20 protein-coding genes are annotated in these 18,226 nt (G+C 45.8%); 14 read left to right on the forward strand and 6 right to left on the reverse strand.

What is annotated here, in order from left to right:
* Positions 1-9 precede the first annotated feature (9 nt).
* The 6 genes from HGO26_RS00900 to HGO26_RS00925 all read left to right on the forward strand — a co-directional run bounded on the left by HGO26_RS00900 (position 10) and on the right by HGO26_RS00925 (position 6,492).
* Complete coding sequence (locus tag HGO26_RS00900) at positions 10-1,209, forward strand: FtsX-like permease family protein (protein WP_168822702.1); 1,200 nt, start codon at positions 10-12, stop codon at positions 1,207-1,209.
* Positions 1,210-1,332: 123 nt separating this feature from the next.
* Positions 1,333-2,811 carry a sigma-54-dependent transcriptional regulator gene (locus HGO26_RS00905; protein WP_168822704.1) on the forward strand — a complete coding sequence of 493 codons (1,479 nt, stop codon included), beginning with the start codon at positions 1,333-1,335 and terminating at the stop codon, positions 2,809-2,811.
* Between the two features lie 71 nt (positions 2,812-2,882).
* Positions 2,883-4,571 (forward strand): ATP-binding protein, encoded by a 1,689-nt coding sequence (locus HGO26_RS00910; protein ID WP_168822706.1) that lies wholly within the window; start codon positions 2,883-2,885, stop codon positions 4,569-4,571.
* A 298-nt stretch (positions 4,572-4,869) separates the two neighbouring features.
* On the forward strand, positions 4,870-5,280 hold the full coding sequence (locus tag HGO26_RS00915; RefSeq protein WP_131523186.1) for a curli production assembly/transport protein CsgE: 411 nt from the start codon (positions 4,870-4,872) through the stop codon (positions 5,278-5,280).
* A gap of 10 nt (positions 5,281-5,290) precedes the next feature.
* A complete protein-coding gene (locus HGO26_RS00920) occupies positions 5,291-5,686 on the forward strand; it encodes a curli assembly protein CsgF (RefSeq protein ID WP_106649655.1) in 396 nt (131 codons plus the stop codon).
* Positions 5,686-6,492, forward strand: a complete 807-nt coding sequence (locus HGO26_RS00925; protein WP_105251644.1) for a CsgG/HfaB family protein — start codon at positions 5,686-5,688, stop codon at positions 6,490-6,492. Before HGO26_RS00920 ends, HGO26_RS00925 begins: the two co-directional genes overlap by 1 nt.
* Positions 6,493-6,639: 147 nt before the next feature.
* Here the strand turns inward: HGO26_RS00925 and HGO26_RS00930 are convergent, their stop codons facing one another.
* Positions 6,640-7,245, reverse strand: coding sequence for a TetR/AcrR family transcriptional regulator (locus HGO26_RS00930; protein ID WP_168822708.1), 606 nt, complete (start codon positions 7,243-7,245; stop codon positions 6,640-6,642).
* A gap of 17 nt (positions 7,246-7,262) precedes the next feature.
* Positions 7,263-8,687 (reverse strand): coniferyl aldehyde dehydrogenase, encoded by a 1,425-nt coding sequence (locus HGO26_RS00935; RefSeq protein ID WP_168822710.1) that lies wholly within the window; start codon positions 8,685-8,687, stop codon positions 7,263-7,265.
* 226 nt (positions 8,688-8,913) lie between these two features.
* Here HGO26_RS00935 and HGO26_RS00940 point away from each other — a divergent pair, with 226 nt between their 5' ends.
* The 3 genes from HGO26_RS00940 (at position 8,914) to HGO26_RS00950 (ending at position 10,446) form a co-directional block, all read left to right on the forward strand.
* Positions 8,914-9,297 carry a SpoIIAA family protein gene (locus HGO26_RS00940; RefSeq protein ID WP_028761699.1) on the forward strand — a complete coding sequence of 128 codons (384 nt, stop codon included), beginning with the start codon at positions 8,914-8,916 and terminating at the stop codon, positions 9,295-9,297.
* A 108-nt stretch (positions 9,298-9,405) separates the two neighbouring features.
* A complete protein-coding gene (locus HGO26_RS00945) occupies positions 9,406-9,837 on the forward strand; it encodes a universal stress protein (RefSeq protein ID WP_028761700.1) in 432 nt (143 codons plus the stop codon).
* A gap of 171 nt (positions 9,838-10,008) precedes the next feature.
* Complete coding sequence (locus HGO26_RS00950) at positions 10,009-10,446, forward strand: universal stress protein (RefSeq protein WP_028761701.1); 438 nt, start codon at positions 10,009-10,011, stop codon at positions 10,444-10,446.
* Positions 10,447-10,461: 15 nt separating this feature from the next.
* On the opposite strand, the gene HGO26_RS00955 is transcribed toward HGO26_RS00950, so the two are convergent.
* Positions 10,462-11,319, reverse strand: a complete 858-nt coding sequence (locus tag HGO26_RS00955) for a substrate-binding periplasmic protein (RefSeq protein WP_168822712.1) — start codon at positions 11,317-11,319, stop codon at positions 10,462-10,464.
* Positions 11,320-11,470: 151 nt separating this feature from the next.
* Positions 11,471-12,022, reverse strand: coding sequence for a DUF924 family protein (locus HGO26_RS00960; protein ID WP_168822714.1), 552 nt, complete (start codon positions 12,020-12,022; stop codon positions 11,471-11,473).
* Between the two features lie 207 nt (positions 12,023-12,229).
* On the opposite strand from HGO26_RS00960, the gene HGO26_RS00965 reads away from it, so the two are divergent.
* The 5 genes from HGO26_RS00965 to HGO26_RS00985 all read left to right on the forward strand — a co-directional run bounded on the left by HGO26_RS00965 (position 12,230) and on the right by HGO26_RS00985 (position 17,062).
* Positions 12,230-12,556, forward strand: coding sequence for a winged helix-turn-helix domain-containing protein (locus HGO26_RS00965; RefSeq protein WP_028761704.1), 327 nt, complete (start codon positions 12,230-12,232; stop codon positions 12,554-12,556).
* A 25-nt stretch (positions 12,557-12,581) separates the two neighbouring features.
* Complete coding sequence (locus HGO26_RS00970; protein WP_168822716.1) at positions 12,582-12,902, forward strand: carbon starvation protein CstA; 321 nt, start codon at positions 12,582-12,584, stop codon at positions 12,900-12,902.
* A gap of 259 nt (positions 12,903-13,161) precedes the next feature.
* Entirely contained in the window at positions 13,162-14,451 is a 1,290-nt protein-coding gene (locus HGO26_RS00975; RefSeq protein WP_168822718.1) for an NCS2 family permease, read from the forward strand.
* A gap of 202 nt (positions 14,452-14,653) precedes the next feature.
* Complete coding sequence (gene proB, locus HGO26_RS00980; RefSeq protein ID WP_105251651.1) at positions 14,654-15,772, forward strand: glutamate 5-kinase; 1,119 nt, start codon at positions 14,654-14,656, stop codon at positions 15,770-15,772.
* Between the two features lie 12 nt (positions 15,773-15,784).
* On the forward strand, positions 15,785-17,062 hold the full coding sequence (locus HGO26_RS00985) for a glutamate-5-semialdehyde dehydrogenase (protein ID WP_168822721.1): 1,278 nt from the start codon (positions 15,785-15,787) through the stop codon (positions 17,060-17,062).
* 104 nt (positions 17,063-17,166) lie between these two features.
* Here the strand turns inward: HGO26_RS00985 and HGO26_RS00990 are convergent, their stop codons facing one another.
* Positions 17,167-17,475, reverse strand: coding sequence for a hypothetical protein (locus tag HGO26_RS00990; RefSeq protein ID WP_105251653.1), 309 nt, complete (start codon positions 17,473-17,475; stop codon positions 17,167-17,169).
* 208 nt (positions 17,476-17,683) lie between these two features.
* Positions 17,684-18,160, reverse strand: coding sequence for a Cys-tRNA(Pro) deacylase (gene ybaK, locus HGO26_RS00995; RefSeq protein WP_168822729.1), 477 nt, complete (start codon positions 18,158-18,160; stop codon positions 17,684-17,686).
* Between the last annotated feature and the right edge of the window lie 66 nt (positions 18,161-18,226).

The following is an 18,226-nucleotide window of genomic DNA, read 5'->3' on the forward strand; positions in this document are numbered from 1 at the left end:
GGACTCATTATGTTGCATATTAAACCTATTCTCAGCAGTTTATTGCGCAGTAAAAGCGGTCCAGTCTTACTGCTTATTCAGATTATCTTGTCTGTGGCAATTGTGGCGAATGCGAGCTTTATTATTCAAGAGCGTTTAGCCCTGATGCAGCGTGATTCGGGGATTAAAGAGTCAGAAGTCTTGACCTTTAGCTTGTTCAACTTCGATCCATTGATTGATAAAACCGCGCAAAACAAAATTGATCAGCAAATTTTGCGGGGGCTAGCCAATGTGATTGATGCGACTTCAACCAATATGTTGCCGTTAAGCGGTGGCGGCTGGTCGAGCACGTTAAATCTGGGCCCCGACCCAGATAGCGCTAAATCGACACCGCAATTTGCCATGTATTTAGGGACAGATCACACCATTGAGACCTTAGGCATTAAGCTGATTGAGGGGCGTAACTTTTACCCCCATGAACTTAAGGATAACCTCGATAGCCCTAGCCGATTAGCGATCATCTCCAGTGTGTTAGCCAAAGCCATTTGGCCTGATGAATCCGCACTTGGCAAAGTGTTGTACGAGGGCAAGGATGCACAGATCACTGTAATTGGCGTAGTCGAAAAACTACAAGGCGCGTGGATTGACAGTTCTAGCCTTGAAAATAGTGTGATTCAAAATGTGGATTATGGCAGCAGTTCTTACATGGTACGGGCCAAACCTGAGTTTCACGCCGAGCTTAAAGACGCGATAAAAAAAGCGCTGCTGGCAGAGAATCCAAACCGAGTACTCGATGGCTTTAAGTCAATCGAGGCCTTAAAAGATAGTTCATACCGCGATCATAAATTGATGATTACTGTGTTAACTATGATGGTGGTGTTGTTATTGCTTATCACCTCGCTCGGTTTAACGGGCATGGTGATGTTTAATATCCAGCGCCGCACTAAGCAGATAGGTACCCGCCGCGCATTGGGTGCTAAAAAGCGCGATATTATCAGTTACTTCCTTGTGGAGAACTATTTGATTTGCTTAGCGGGAGGCGTGCTGGGCGGCTTGTTAGCGATACAGTTAGGCCAACAGTTAATGAAAATCTATAGCTTGCCTATGTTGGACTTAAGCTACCCACTAATTACTGTGGCAGGTTTGTTTATTGTCACCACGTTAGCGGTTTACTTGCCAGCGCGTAAGGCGGCAAATATTTCGCCAGCAACCGCAACTCGCAGCGTATAGCGGAATATTTGATGTCACTCAAGGTGCGATAAAAGCTCGACAAAAGTGCGATAACAATAGGATGTTATTGCACTTTTTGTTACTTTACGGTTAACAGTTTTACTTAGGACAACACTCACACTTATGGATACTATCCTTATCGTCGATGACAATCATGCCATCTGCCAAGCCCTAGGTTTGATGCTAGAACTCAATGATTATCGGGTGCTGATTTGTCACAGCCCAGAGGACGCCCTTGGGTTATTGACGACTCAAGATGTGGATTTAGTGATTCAAGATATGAACTTTACTCGGGATACCACCTCGGGTGAGGAAGGTCGGCAGTTGTTTTATGCCCTGCGCGAACGCCAAGGGGATTTGCCGATTATTTTGATGACGGCGTGGACGCAACTCGAAACGGCAGTTGAATTAGTCAAAGCGGGCGCTGCCGATTATATGGGCAAACCTTGGGATGACGCTAAGCTACTCAATAGCATCACTAATCTGATTGCGCTTTATAAACTCTCCCGTGCTAACCACCGCTTGGAGCGAGTGAATCATCAACGCCAAGTGGCGATCGCCGATGCGGATCTCTGCGGTATTGTCTTTGGCAGCGGTGCTATGCAGCGTTGCATTGATTTAGCCTTGCAACTGGCACGCTCCGATGTGTCGGTCTTGATCACTGGCCCCAATGGCGCGGGTAAAGACAAGCTTGCCGATATTCTCCATGCCAATTCTCCCTTAAAAAACAAACCTTTTATTAAGGTTAATGTCGGCGCCTTGCCGATGGATTTATTAGAGGCCGAGCTGTTTGGTGCCGAGGCGGGCGCTTTTACTGGCGCGACTAAAGCACGTATGGGCCGTTTCGAAGCGGCCGACGGCGGCACGCTGTTTTTAGATGAAATTGGCAATTTACCTTTGTCTGGCCAAGTGAAATTATTGCGGGTGCTACAAACCGGCGAATTTGAACGCTTAGGAAGCCATAAAACCCAGAAAGTAAAAGTGCGGGTGATCAGTGCGACCAATGCGGATCTGGCCCAAGATATCGCCGAAGGGCGATTCCGTGAGGATTTGTTTTACCGCTTAAACGTGATTGAACTGGCATTGCCACCGCTGAATCAACGCATCGACGATATTTTACCTTTAGTGCAGCATTTTATTGGCAGCGATTTTAGCTTGAGTAAACCTGCGTTGCAGGCGTTATTACAGCACCGCTGGCCGGGAAATGTGCGCGAGCTTGAAAACGCCTGTAAGCGGGCCGTATTGTTGGCGCAAAGCCATGTGTTGACTGAAGCTGACTTTGGTTTGGCACCTGTTGCGAGTGTTATAAAATCTGCTTCCAGTGTTTCGGCTGTATCTGAGTCGCGGCTATCTGGCTTGAGACAGTCTGATCCTCTGCCTGTTTATTCGCCCGCTTCCATCCCCGTAAGTACCGCGTTTTATCATGAGTCTGTTCGTGCCCAAGTGTCGGATGCCAATGAGGCGATAGATGTGAGCCGAGAAGATATCGAAGCGGCGCTAAAACAGCATCATGGCGTAATTGCTCGGGTGGCAAAAGCGCTTGGACTCAGTCGCCAAGCGTTGTATCGGCGGATGGACAAGTTTGGTTTAGATAAGTCATAGGCCAAGCGCAGATGCTAGGTCCCAAGTCCCAGCTTCTAGGCGAGAGAAAGGCTATTGATTAAGGAATCTGAGTGTTAATTCGAACTAAAATTATCATTTTTTCAATGGCTTGCTGCGCCTTTGGCGTCTTGCTGAGTTTTGCCTTGGTGAAGTATATCTCGCCCTATGCTTCGTCTGTTGCTACGTCTAACACGATTGAAATCCCTGATGTGAATGTGCAACTCGATTTTGCGGAGCTTGAGAAAACGGTCGCTTCCATCGAACTCGCCCTTAACAATAGTGAGCAATTGCAGGAGGCTGCGGCGATGCAAGCGCACCAGAGGGCCGAGCAGATTAAGGCCGAGCTGCAAAAGCTTGAACAACTTAAACAAGAGCAGTTACAAATAAAACTCTTCAAGTTAGAACAACTTAAAGAAGGGCTGTTTAATTCTATTCCTCATGTGGTTGAGCCTTTACGTGTAGAACCGCTATCCATTTTACCGCCCAAAGCACCTGTATCTCCTGCGGTATCCGCTGAGATAGCGAAGGGAGAGCGTGTCTCTCGTTTGACCTTAGGTGAAGGTTTGATCGTGTTATTTCTCGCTTGTGTTGTCTGTGGTTTAGGTATTGCTTGGTTGACTCGACATCTCGGCCGCAGTTTAGATTCCCTTGAAGTCGGCTTGCTAAATTTTAGTGATAATGACTTTAGTGTGAGTATTCCTGAACATGGCGAAGGTCAGCTCAAAACCTTAGCGCAGTTATTTAACCATAGCGCTGCTAAATTACGCCAAGAAAGGCAGTACATTTACCAGCGGGAGTTATTACTGGATAAGGTGATTCAAAGTTCTCCCAATGTGATGTTGTTACTGGACGATCATCAGCGGCTCATTTACGCCAATGATGCGGCGCGTCACCTATTCCATAAAAAGGGCAGAATGGAAGGCTTGAGCTTAGATGAATTGCTGGTGGATTTGCCCGAAGTATTGGCCTTAGCGCTTAAACATGAAAAGAACGGACTCTTCGCCATGGGTGAAGATGATGTGGAAACTTGGTATTTAAGTCGTGGTCATTTTTTATTGAATAACCAACAGCATAACTTAATTTTGCTCAAGCAGATGACCCGCGAGCTCAATCGTCAAGAGGTGGCAGTGTGGAAGAAAGTGATCCGCATTATTAGCCATGAACTCAATAACTCAGTGGCGCCCATCGCCTCTATGGTGAACTCGGGGCGGTTACTGACTAAAGATCTGGATAATCCAAAACTTAAGCTGATTTTCGATACTATCGAGAATCGCACCAGTCATCTAAGCCAGTTTATCTTTAACTATGCCCGTTTTGCTAAGTTGCCGCTCCCGCAACGGCGTCAGGTGAATTGGACGCAATTTACTGCCCAGTTGACTCAGCATTATCCCTTTAAACTCATTCATGAGTTACCTGAGGTTGATGGTTTTTTCGATCAAGGACAGATGGAGCAAGTGCTCCTCAATTTACTTAAAAACGCCCATGAATCTGGCTCAAACCCCGAGGATGTCACTCTATCGATTCGGTATCAAACCTTAGTGGATGGTGGAGGTTTTAGTATTGTGATTGAGGATCGCGGCGCAGGTATGTCTGGTGAAGTATTAGAACAGGCGCTACTGCCGTTTTACTCAACAAAACAATCGGGTACAGGCTTAGGTTTACCTTTGTGCCGTGAAATTATCGAAGCCCACGATGGCAGTATTAGCATGCATAATCGCAGTGACGGTGGCCTGTTGGTTCGACTATGGTTGCCACAATAATGCTAGCGTTTTGAATAAACACCGTAATGCGACTCTTAAGTCGCATTTTTATTGCTTATCTTATCCGCTTGTTTAAAGCATAACTCCTATCCTCAACTGCCTCTTGGCGTATTAGCCAAATGGGCTATTTTTGCCTTTTTACCTTAGCTCTTCGGGCTAATTTGCCCCCCAGCGTAATGACGGGAGATCTTTAACCCTGTTAACCTGTTTTACCGAAAATTTGCGTTAAAACTCACCTTGTTCTAACAGAGGTTAGCGCGGTTTTTAAGGTTCGATTAAAAAGGTTAAGGAGGGATAAGTGAAACAGTTAAAACAGCGTCTGCTTACTTACGTTTTATGTCCATTCCTGCTGCTGGCTTCCCCTATCACTATTGCCGATAACGACATTGAAATTAGTGGCTTAGTAATAGATAGAACCTTGACTCGGTTTGGTAAGGACTTTGGCTTTTACTACTCAAGCTATTGGCGCGAACTGCCCTTTACCCAAGGCTTTAACGTCACTCTATATGAGACAGTGTTTCCACAGGCTGGAACCGTTTTAACCTTAGAGGTAAACGGGACTCGGATTTACACCACCCATTTTGGTCGTCGTGCAAATCCGATTAAAGAGAGCGCAGAGCAGGCGATTTTGCTTACGATTGATTATTTAGCGCAAGTCAGAGCCAATGCAATAACAGGTGATTTTTCAGGAACATCGGACGACTTTTAGGATAATAATAATGACATACAGGACGTTACTTGCTCTTGTCACGCTATGTGTGGCAAGCAGTGGCCAAGCCACTGAATTGATTTATACGCCAGTGAATCCCAGTTTTGGCGGCAATCCACAAAATGGGGCTTTTCTATTAAATAAAGCCCAAGCCCAGAATGACAATAAATCTACCTCGACCGAGAAGGACTTTGTCACCCGTTTTAAAGAATCCCTAGAGCGTAATATCATTAACTCAATCACCCGCGGTGTTGCTGATGGTGAAATTACCGATGGTGTTTACGATACAGGTGATTTTCGGATTGAAGTGGCTTCAACGGGAAATGGCGTGATGCTAACTATTACTAATACTGAAACCGGTGAAGTCACTGTGATTGAAATGCCGACATTCGGAGGAGTCAACTAATGGCCCGTCTAGTGTTAGTGAGTTTATTACTGTTAAGTGTGTCGGCCTGTAGCCTGATCTCCAAACCCGATTTAAATATCACGGCTGCCGAGGTTAACCCCTTGAGTGAGGTGATGCGAGGGCTGCAAACTCAACCAGGACCTAAGTTTCCTATCCCTGTGGCCGTGTATTCCTTTCGCGATCAAACTGGCCAATATAAGCCGCAGGCTAACGTGAGTTCGTTTTCGACCGCGGTTACTCAGGGCGCAACATCGATGTTGATGCAGACTTTGCTCGACTCTAAATGGTTTACACCCGTTGAGCGTGAAGGGCTACAAAATTTGCTTACCGAGCGTAAGATCAGCAATAAACAGAGCGGTACTAAGGGCGATGAAGTGCCTGTATTATCCACCGCCAGATTGTTACTCGAAGGCGGGGTGATTAGTTATGAGACCAACACTAGCACAGGTGGTAGCGGTGTCGAATACTACGGCATTGGCGCCTCTGAAATGTACCGTGAAGATCTGGTGACCATTTATCTACGCGCCGTGGATGTACACACAGGTAAAGTCATGATGTCGGTCTCAACCAGCAAACGAGTCTTGTCCCAAGAAATGCGTGCGGGTTTGTTCCGTTACACGAGTTTAAATCGATTAGCCGAGGCTGAAGTCGGTTTTACTACCAATGAGCCAGTGCAATTTTGCGTATTACAAGCCATTGAATTGGCGGTCGCTGAGCTGATTGATAAGGGTATCAAACAAGGTTACTGGAGCCCAACTCAAGTGGCGCAGCCAGCAGAAAAAGCCCAGGAGTTGAGTCAGGGCTAGGTGCTTGAAAGTCGGTATTAGATGCTAGAGCAAAGCAGGCTTCTGCTTTAGCACTTAGTTGCGATAGCGAAAAAGAAAACCGAGCCAGTTAAGCTGACTCGGTTTTTTATTGCAGTTATTACAGCAGTCAGTTGATATTAGGCTATTTTAGTCCGCTTGCATGGCCTTCCAAAACAGTTCAAAACTGGCATCGCGGTATGTTCTATCTGTCCCCAAGTGCGGGTTATCGATAAAGAATCGGGTTGCAGCTAGATATTGGCCGTGGCAGTTTTCTAGCATCAATTCGACTGGATAATGGGCGATTAGCCCCATCATTTGTCCCTGCTTAATGAGTTCGCTAATAAAGCCTAAGATGCTATTCATCGCTTGATCGCGCACCTTAGCTGCAATCATGGGTGACATTGAATATTGCTGAAAAAACAGTTGTTTGACAGGGTTATCCAGCGACCAATCTATCGCACTTTGCCATAGTTGTAGGGCATTGTGTTTAAGATCGCTGCCCTTATGGGTGTTTAACAGTAAGGCATCGGCAAATTCTTGTTTTATGTTAAGAAACAAAGATTCCATCAAGGCTTCCTTAGAAGGGAAGTGATGGAACAAGGTGCCCGTTGCTACACCTGCTTGTTTCGCAATCGAGGCGGTAGACGTGCCATGAAATCCTTGGCTGACAAAGAGCGCTAAAGCAGTATCGAGAATAGCTTGGCGTTTATCAGTCATGGTTTTAATGGGTTGTGCTGTTGATGGTTTATTCAAGATTTATCCCCCAATGACTAGCGCAAAAATAGCTTCATTAAGATGCGCTGGATAAAAGTGCCGTAGGGCGGGTGAACAAATTTGCCTGTGTTGAATCGGCCACGGCTGAGTACCGTTTTAGCGTGGCTGAAGGTCAAAAAGCCTTCCTTGCCATGGTAATGCCCCATGCCCGACGGGCCTATTCCGCCGAAGGGCGCATCGTCGGCGGCGACATGAAACACGGTTTCATTGATACAAACACCGCCAGAATGGGTCTGCTGGAGGATCTTTTGCTGAGTTGGCTCATCGAAACTCATCACATAAAGCGCTAAGGGTCTGGCTCTGTGGTTGATGTACTGAATCGCTTCATCTAAGGAGTCGTAGCCAATGATCGGCAGTAATGGACCAAAGATTTCCTCTTGCATCAATAGCATGTCTTCACTGGTGTGAGTTATCAACTGAGTTGCGAGTTTACGATGTTGGCTATCTATGGCTTCGTCAGTTGCTGAAATAACACGGGCACCTTTTGCTTTGGCGTCTTCGAGCACTGTCATCAAGCGGTCAAACTGACGTGTATTAATGATGCTGCCATAGTCCTTATTGTGGTTAATGGTGCCGTACATGGCCTTAAACTTAGCTTGGTAGGCGGCGATAAAGTCATCCACCTTGGCTTTAGGGCAAAGCACATAATCAGGTGCGACGCAGATTTGTCCGGCATTCAAACACTTACCGTAAATCATTCGTTCTACTGCTATCTCAAGCGGCATATCGGGGGCGATAATCACAGGCGATTTACCACCCAATTCGAGTGTTACTGGGGTGAGGTTATTCGCAGCGGCGCGCATCACATGGCGGCCGACTGTGGTCGAGCCTGTAAAGAGTAAATGATCGAAGGGCAGGGCAGAAAATTGGGCAGCAATGTCCGCCTCACCTTCAACAACCGCCACGTGGGATTCATCGAAGACTTGTGCCAATAACTGTTTGATCACTTGGTTGGTCGCTGGGGTAAATTCTGACATTTTGAGCATGGCATGATTACCCGCGGCAATAGCAGTCACTAGCGGGCCAATTGACAGCATGACGGGGAAATTCCACGGCACGATAATACCGATCACCCCCAAAGGTTGATAATGCACTGTGACTTTGGCGGGTGCGAGTAAGATGCCCGCATGGCGAGCGCTGGGCTTGAGCCATTTTTTGAGGTTTTTCAAGCTGTAATTGATGTTGTTGATGACAGGCATAATGTCTGAGATCAGGCTGTCATCAATCGATCTATGGCCGTAGTCTTGGCTTAAGGCTTCGACTAAGGGTGTTTGAAATTGCAGTATGGCCGCCTTAAGTCGAGTTAATTGCTCCACTCGCGTAGCGTAATTAGGATTCGGCGCCGCTAAATAACTGCTGCGTTGGCGTTGGAGCAACTGAGTCAGTGGCGAAGTATTAAGGTGTTCGGTGGCCATATTCATAGTGGTTGCTCCAAGGGAAATGGTAGGCTGAGTCTTATTCGGTACTTTATTTAAGTAATCGTCTCGATTGAGTCTTTTATTAAATCAGTACCGACTGATTAGTCGGTTTATCATAGCTTGCTTAGTGAGATGGTGCAAGGTATCTGGTGAATTTTTGAGCAAGATCACGGCTTGTTGTGGCGTTAGCTTTTACACTAAATCAAGGGTTGTTACATAAGGAGTATGTATGGCATTGTTAAAGCACGGAATTTCGATTGGTATTGAGCGTTATGGTGATGATGATTTTTTCGTTACCTTTAAAGCTATCGGTACCTTAACTCATCAAGACTACGAAATGATGGTGCCTGTGTTGGAGTCTGCATTAGCTGGGGTGAAAGATCCTGATATATTCGCCTTGGTAGATGTCACCGAGTTGGAAGGCTTGGAACTACAGGCTGCTTGGGACGATCTCAAACTTGGGGTGAAGCATATTCGTCATTTCGAGAAAATAGCCATCGTCGGTAAGACGACTTTGCAGGAAGTGTTGGCTAAATTGGCAAACTGGTTTACGCCTGCTGAGGTAAGGTTTTTTGTTGATAATGGCGATGCTGTTGCTTGGCTGAGAGACTAAGGTTGTGAGATGAAGTTTGTGGTCTGCCAATGCGCTAAATCGGGCGTTATAGCAGCACAGTAAAGATTCACCCAGCAATCCATTCGCGCCATAGAAGGAGTACAAATTATGCGTACAGGTCAAATACTCTGGCCCACAGATTTTTCGGAAACTGCGGCCCATGCACTGAGTTATGCCATTGAAATGGCTAATCTATACCATGTAGGGCTAAAAATCTTACATGTGGTTGAACAGCCGATCGGTGATGAAAACTTTATGATTCTATCTATTACCCCTGAAGAGCTTGCTAAAAGCATGGAGGAAGCGGCGGCAACTAAAATGCGAGCACTGTTGGATGGATTGAATACTGAGCTTCCCATCACTACCTTGATCCGCCGTGGCGATCCTGTCTATCAAATTTTAGAAGAGGCCAACAGTAAAGACATTGGCATGGTAGTAATTGCTAGCCATGGCCGAACTGGGATTTCGCATTTTTTACACACCAATGTCTCAGAAGCGGTGGCGAATGGTGCAGCTTGTCCTGTGCTTGTGGTTAAGTAACTGGCTTTGACTCTATAAATCCAAAGGGCGCTTATAGCGTCCTTTCTTTTTGATTGATAAAGAATAATTAATTGAAATGGGTACGCAAGAAGCATAGCAAACTGCTATAAAATAGTGGTATTTTGGCCTTAATAATTAGCTTAATTAAAAACTCAAATGATGGATAAGCTTATGCGTACTCAAGAAGTGTTATGCCCTACGGATTTTTCATCCACTGCGGCCCATGCGTTAAAATATGCGGTTGAAATGGCAAATGTTTATCAAGTCGATATTCGGTTGTTGCATGTGACTAGCCCTGCCCGTGGCGCCCATTGTTATGGTATTGCGGTCGATATTCCCGCTACATTGGAAAATGAACTCAAAGCTTTCGTTGATGCAAAAATGCAAAGTTTGCAGCAGGAAATGCAGCAGAACCTTACCGAAGGGCTCAATATTAAGTTAGTCGTGCGCCATGGTGATGCTATTGATGAGATTTTAGCGGAAGCCGTTGATGTGGGCATGGTGGTTATCGCTAGTCATGGTAGCAGCGGTTTAGCTGACTTTTTAAAACCCCACGTTACACAGGATATTGTTAAGTATGCTAAGTGCCCTGTGTTGGTGGTGAAATAACACTATGAGCTAAGTTTAGTAGGAATCATTTTTGATCATTTTAGGTTCTGTTAACTTAGTCGACGCCTCGGCTTCATTGTCAAATGACATCAGGCGTCGATACTTTTCCTGCAGAGCCACTAAGCTACCATCTTGGGTAATTTGTTTGAGTCCCGCATTAAAATCATCCCGAATTTGTTCACTGAGAAACGCGAACTTGTATTCTGTAGGTGGGAATATTTGGTGGCAAATCGCCTGTTGTTTTAAGTCTTTCTCATTGAGTTTGCCCTCAAGATAGGCCTGCTTTAAGTAGTATTTGAAAATATTTTTATCCATCACAACGACATCGGCCCTGCGCTTCATCAGCATATAAACCTGCTGCACTTGCCTCGCTTGTTCTTGGTAGCCACTATTGGTTTTAACCATGTTGGCAAACTCTTCCCCCAGTAACGATGATGCACGTTGAAAGGCGACGACTTGTTTGTTGTTTAAATCGTTTATGCTATTGATGTTAAATTGATTACTCTCGAGGCTGATGGCGCAGTTTTGGTAGGTTATCGCAACGTTGGAATAAAAAACGTTGTTAATCATTCCTTCTTTGATGTTGATGATGCCATCGAGTTTACCCTCCCTGAGTTCATGGAAAGTGCGCGCCAGTGGTAAGTAGTGGATAGAAGCAGTATGGCCTTTAACGGCGAGGGCTTGGTTAAGTAATTCGAGTTCGATCCCGCTATTTGTTGCTTGGATGATATAGGGTGGGATAGACATGCTGACGCCTATCTTAATTTCAGCCGCTTGGCCGAGCTGAGCGCCGCATAGGATGAGTAACCCCATTAATTTGTAGCGGTTACGACGAGCCACTGAGCTATTTGGCTTATTTAGTTTATGCGCCATAAGTTACCAACACCTCCGCGGTATACACTTGTAACTGTGTTTGATACTCGCCAAATCATTCCATGACTTTCTTGAGTAAGTGTAGTGTGTCTGTGAACTCAGCACGGCTTTATTTATCAAATACACATTAACGCTTTAACCTATGACAAGCTCAAAAGGATGAGCCCGGTTCAGTCAGAAAAGCAATTTCTTCCGCCGTAGACTCCCTGCCTAAGATAATATTTCTATGTGGATAGCGGCCAAACTTGTCGATAATCGCTTTATGGCGCAGTTCAAACGTTAGGTTTGTTATCGCAGCTTCGCGATTAAACAGTTTTACTGCTACTTGGTGAATGGTTGCCGATTCGCTGTGCATATAGGGCATAAATAGAAAAGGGACTTGTTTGGATTTTAGTGCTGTATCGACCCGTTGGGCAACGGCCTCTTGGGCGAGCACTAAGGCTATCGCATCGGCTTCGAATGCGGCAGGCGTATCGCGGTAAATATTACGGGAGAATTGATCGAGCACTATGATCTCAGCTAATCGACCTTGAGGCGTGATTCGCCAATGTGAAAGCTCTCCCCGTTTAGCTTGAAGTAGTACACCTTCGAAGCGCTGTTTGATCTGGGTATCAAATTCAACATCTTTAATCCACCAGAGCTTTGGGTCAATGTCTTCAAACCAAAATGTCAGTATTTGGTCTGCTGTGATTGTCTGGCTCATTTTAGCCTTTCTTCATAGGTGTTGAGTGATATTAGAAATAACAGTTGTTGGGGGAGGATGACAAGTCGTTTCGTTTGATTTAAGTGCAGATTTGTTATCTGATGATCTTGTCGCGAACCGTAAGTATTTAGTATTGGCTATTGCCTTATTGACTGAATATAAAGTAGTTTTGATGATAATTACTTTTGTTTCCAGACAGGTCATCCTATGTCACTTTCAATGCCAGCATCCCAACAGGTTTCAAAGCAAAATAAGGCGTTTCTGCGTAAGTTATATTTGGCGCATTTAATGGATGATGACCGCCATAATCTATTATCACTCAATAAGTTAACCGGAATGCCTCGCCGAACTTTACAGGATGCTATCGCAGCTTTTGAGGATATAGGTATTCGAGTCGAGTTTGTGCAGGAAGGCAGCCGTAACAATTCAGGTTATTACCGCATAGTCACTTGGGGGCCAATCAGCAGCGCTTGGGTCGATACCCATCTAAGCGAAATCGCTGAGCTGATAGGATTTTACGAGAAGTCAATTTAAACGCTGTTTGTTACCAAGGACGAATTTGAGAACTCTTCAACTGTTAGGTTTTATTCTTGCCATCGCAGGCGTCATTTTGGGATATATAACGCTAGCATCTATTGACGGTCAAACATCTGAAGCTTCTGCTGGGGCTGCGGGTTTAGGCATGATTTTTATGGTATTACCAGCCTTCGGCTGTTCTGCGTTAATGTTGGTACCTTCTTCTTTAACATTATGCAAATCAGAAGTCAGGCTACGTACATATTTTAAAGGGAGTTTTTGGTTGAGTCTGTGGAAATTGAATTTAGTTATTTCTGCTGTATATATTCTTGTTACTCTTTATGTAGGCTATTTATGGCTATAAATCAGCATTGGTCGCTAACGAGTAAATCATCTTGTTCATAACGTGTTCATTTTTTAGACTTAACCTTCAACGCGAGTCTCACCCGAGGATATTGCATTCGTTTGCATAGATATTTGAGCATTTTCTCTTCGTTACTCCTTTGCCAATTTTCTGGCCTGACCAGCCTAAACTCCCTATAATCGGCGGCAAATGTCATCACGTTACATAGTGTTCACATCTAAATACCCTACATACTTAAAATAAAAAGGAACCTTGTTCCATGTTAGAAAAACTGTTCAAACTGAAACAAAATCAAACGAGCCTCAAGCAGGAAGCTGTCGCAGGTTTGACAACATTTATGACGATGGCCTACATCATTTTTGTGAACCCAATGATGTTAGCCGATGCGGGCATGGACCATGGTGCTGTATTTGTGGCGACCTGTTTGGCGGCGGCTGTCGGCTGTTTGGTTATGGGGTTGATGGCGAATTATCCCATTGCGCTTGCTCCAGGTATGGGACTTAATGCCTTTTTTACCTACACAGTCGTGGGTGAAATGGGTTACAGCTGGGAGACTGCGTTAGGCGCAGTGTTCCTGTCGGGAATTTGCTTTTTAATCTTGTCCTTAGTGCGTATTCGAGAATGGATTGTAAATAGTATTCCCATGTCGTTACGTATCGGTATTGCTGCAGGTATTGGTTTGTTCCTTGCACTGATTGGCCTTAAGAGCGCCGGTATTGTGGTGGCAAGTCCTGCTACGCTAGTGACGCTGGGCGATATCACGGCATTTCCGGCGGTTATGGCTGTGCTGGGCTTTTTCCTCATTATTGCTATGGTGCAGCGGGGAATGAAGTCAGCGGTGATTGCCAGCATTCTGATTATCACTGGCCTAGGATTAGTGTTTGGTGATGTGCAGTATCAGGGCATTGTATCAATGCCCCCTTCAATCGCACCTACATTTATGAAGATGGATTTATCCCAAGTATTTGAAGTAACTATGCTATCAGTCGTTTTTGCTTTCTTATTTGTGGATCTCTTCGATACCTCTGGCACCTTAGTAGCGGTTGCACAGCGCGGTGGTTTTCTCGATGATAAAGGCCGTTTACCACGTCTGAATCGTGCTTTAACCGCTGACAGTTTAGCAACGATTGCGGGGGCGGCTTTTGGCACTTCCACCACGACAAGTTATATCGAAAGCACCGCGGGTGTGAGCGCGGGTGGTCGTACTGGTTTAACGGCCGTTGTGGTGGGATTACTCTTTATTGCTGCGTTATTTGTATCGCCATTGGCGGGGATGATCCCGGCTTATGCGACTGCGGGTACACTGTTTTATGTAGCGATTTTGATGATGTCGGGACTGGTGCATGTCGAATGGGAAGATTTGACTGAAGCCGCGCCTGTGGTGGTTGTGTGTATATTAATGCCGCTAACGTTTTCTATCGCGACGGGCATTGCCTTTGGGATAATCTCATATGCAGCAATCAAATTACTCACAGGTCGCTTTAGCGATCTTAATGTGGGCATTTTAGTATTAGCCGCATTGTTTGTAGCTAAGTTTGTCTATGGTTGATGCTGTCGATTAATTCACCTGCACAGTAAAAACTCGCAGCGTAGATTGTTTACATTTTTTGAGGGCCATCTAATCGATGGCCCTTTTTAATGCGCGATTCTAAGCAAAAACGAAAATTTATCTCGAGTTAATAACTCCTTGCTACCAATTACTCAGCGGATTAGGTATAAGGATTGTTCGGTTATTTTGTTACAAATGAATAATGAACTTAAGTGAGATTGCGTATCGCCGCGTGGTAGTGAAGTTAGGGACGAGTGTGCTGACCTCTGGCAGTAAACAGCTAGATAAAGCCCACATGGTTGAGCTTGCTCGTCAAATGGCCGCACTGATGAAGTCAGGGGTCGAAGTCGTATTATGCACCTCAGGGGCAATTGCCGCTGGGCGTGAACATCTCCAATACCCGACGCTGCCCGACACTATGGCCAATAAGCAATTGTTAGCCGCTGTCGGGCAAAGTCAGTTGATCCTCGCTTGGGCACAACTCTTTAGTATTTATGGGCTGCATGTGGGCCAATTGCTGCTGACCCGTGCCGATTTGCAGGATAGGGAGCGTTACCTTAACGCCCGCGACACGCTCAATGCCTTGTTGGCGAATAATATTGTGCCGATCATCAATGAAAACGATGCCGTTGCCACCAATGAGATCAAAGTGGGCGATAACGACAATTTATCGGCGCGCGCAGCACTCTTATGTGATGCTGACTTATTGATTTTATTGACGGATCAAAAGGGCTTATTTGATGCTGATCCGCGCACTAACCCGAACGCTAAGTTGATTTCACAGGTGGTGAAGATTGACGATAGTCTGCGTATGCTGGCGGGCGGTTCTGTATCGGGTTTAGGCACGGGTGGTATGTCGACTAAATTGGAAGCGGCGGATATTGCTCGCCGTGCAGGCATTGAAGTGGTTATCGCCTCTGGCCATCACCCTGATGTGATCAAAAAGGTGGTCGCCAAAGAGTCAGTCGGTACTCACTTTAGTGCCATCGAAAACCCGCTCGAAAGCCGCAAACAGTGGATTCTAGCGGGACCTGCAACTCAAGGTTCTTTAGTGCTTGATGCGGGCGCGGTCAAAGCCGTGACTGACAAGGGCCGCAGTCTATTGTCTAAAGGTATCGTAGGCGTTAAAGGTCAGTTTGAACGTGGTGCGACGCTACAATTAGTTGATCAACAAGGTAAAGTGATTGCTAAAGGGATGACACGATACTGTGGCCAAGCCTTGAGTTTGATTGCAGGTAAGCATTCCGACGAGATCGAGTCTGTACTCGGTTACGATTATGGTGACGCAATAGTGCACCGCAACGACATGGTTGTCTTATAAGCGAGGTCTGTTTTGAGTCAAATGAATCAAGATCAGTATTTACAGCAACTTGGTCAAAATGCCAAACAGGCCAGTTATGCTTTAGCCAATTTAACGGCGAGCCAAAAGGCTGACTTACTCGAAGCTATTGCCGATGCGCTAACGGCAAACTCCGCCGCCATTTTAGCGGCTAATGCTAAAGACGTTGCCGCCGCTAAGAACGATGGATTAACTGAGGCGATGATCGACAGACTGTTGCTCGATGATGCGCGTTTAGCGGGCATTATCGGTGATATCAGCGATGTGATCCGCCTTGCTGATCCCGTGGGCGAAGAGTTTGGCAGCAAGTTATTAGATAACGGTTTAAGGCTGACTCGTCGCCGCGTACCGCTGGGCGTGATTGGGGTTATCTACGAGGCGCGCCCGAATGTGACTGTCGATATCGCGGTACTTGCCCTTAAAACGGGTAATGCGGTGATCCTCCGTGGCGGTAAAGAAACCCTTGAATCGAATAAGCTTATCAGCGAAGTGATCCGCGGCGCGATTGTCGCCCAAGGTTTGCCCATAGATGCGGTGCAATTTATTGATTCTTCAGACAGAGCCCTAGTGACAGGTTTACTTAAGCTCGATCAATATGTCGACATGATAGTGCCGCGCGGCGGTCAAGCATTGCAGCGCCTATGTGCCGAGCAAGCGACGATTCCAGTGATTTTAGGCGGCATTGGTATTTGCCACTTGTATGTCGATAAAAATGCCGACCTTGAGCGTGCCTTAGGCGTAATCGCTAATGCCAAAGTGCAGCGTCCAACTGTGTGCAATGCTCTTGATACCTTGCTGGTGGATGAGCGCGTGGCGAGCAGCTTTGTACCGCAAATTGCCGAATATCTGCATCGTCTAGGTGTGCGTTTTTCAGTTTGTGACACAAGTTTTAGTCTGCTGGATGGTTTAGGGTTCGATGTGACGCTTGCTAAGTCTGAGGATTTTGGCATTGAATGGTTGTCGTTAACCTTAGGTATCAAAGTCGTGAGCGATATCGATGCCGCCGTTAGCCATATTCGCCAGTATTCTAGCGGCCATTCGGAAGCCATTTTGACCGATGATATTCATGCAGCGGCGCACTTTATGAATGAAGTGAACTCAGCCGCCGTGTATGTGAATGCCAGTACTCGTTTTACCGATGGCGGTCAGTTTGGTCTTGGCGCTGAAGTGGCTGTGAGCACGCAAAAACTGCACGCTCGCGGTCCAATGGGGCTTGAGGCATTAACCACATATAAGTGGTTAGCTTGGGGTGATTACACTAGTCGTGTTTAGCGGTAAATACCGATAAACCCAAAGCCGTTAACTTACTACGTTGACGGCTTTTTTGTTTGCGGTATCCAACTGAATAGCGACATCAATGTGTTTGGCTAACGAGTTTAGCTGCTTATGGTGAGCGGGGTATAAGTAGCAAGTAACCAGATACAGAAAAATATCGTTGACATAACGACAGTGAATTTACGAAAGGCCTTGATGTATTCCAAGGTATAAATAAAGTACTTTTCTTGTACTCTGCGAGTGAGTAAAACCGAAGGCAGCATAAAACTGCAATAGAGCATGACTACCATAGTGGTAAAACTGTTTCCCCAGAAATGCTCATAAATAAATAAGGCGATGCAGAGTAGCATGGCACACCAACTGATAGGGCTGATGCTATTTTCTGGATTCCATTGGGTTGATTTTTCCATCTGACTATCCTTAGTCGATTTGTACCTCAGTACAATTTATAGACGGATATCTCGGGTTTATCAAACGCTTTCCACTTTAGACTCAGTACGCTGGCAGTTTGTTGCCGTTTGAGCCTTGTTCATCATTTATCTAATATGAGCGCGTACAACTTAAAGTGAATTGCTTACTTAACGCCGAATGACTTGTGCTTAATGTGGTCGAGATAGCTTAAAGCGTCTTGATATCGGCAAATTCGCCTTTGCAAAGCAGGGCTAAGTCTGTTGCCGCTAAGCTTATTTCTAAACCGCGTCTGCCGGCGCTCACATAGATTCTATCGAAGCCTTGAGCGCTGGCATCAATCAAGGTTGGCAATTGTTTCTTTTGCGCTAAGGGACTAATACCGCCAACCAGATAGCCTGAGGATTTTTGTGCTAGGTCGGCATCGGCCATTTGTAGTTTCTTTTGTCTTAAGCATTTCGCTACGGCTTTTAGATTAAGCTGATGATCGACGGGCACGAGCGCGACGGCAATAGGCGCATGGGCTTTGTCGATGGCAACTAAAAGGGTTTTAAATACTTGCGCGGGGTCGAGCCCTAAGGTGTTAGCGGCTTCTTCGCCGTAGGCGGCGCAGTGTGGATCGTGGCTGTACTCTAAGATATCAAATGCAATGCTGGCTTTTTTCGCCAATCGAACGGCCGGGGTCATTCTATACTCCTTCACAAAATGGGCGATATTAGCGCTTAATCTTGGCTTAGAATGTTAGCCAGCTCT

The sequence above is a fragment of the Shewanella oncorhynchi genome (genome assembly GCF_012584455.1).
Taxonomy (GTDB): Bacteria; Pseudomonadota; Gammaproteobacteria; order Enterobacterales; family Shewanellaceae; genus Shewanella; species Shewanella oncorhynchi.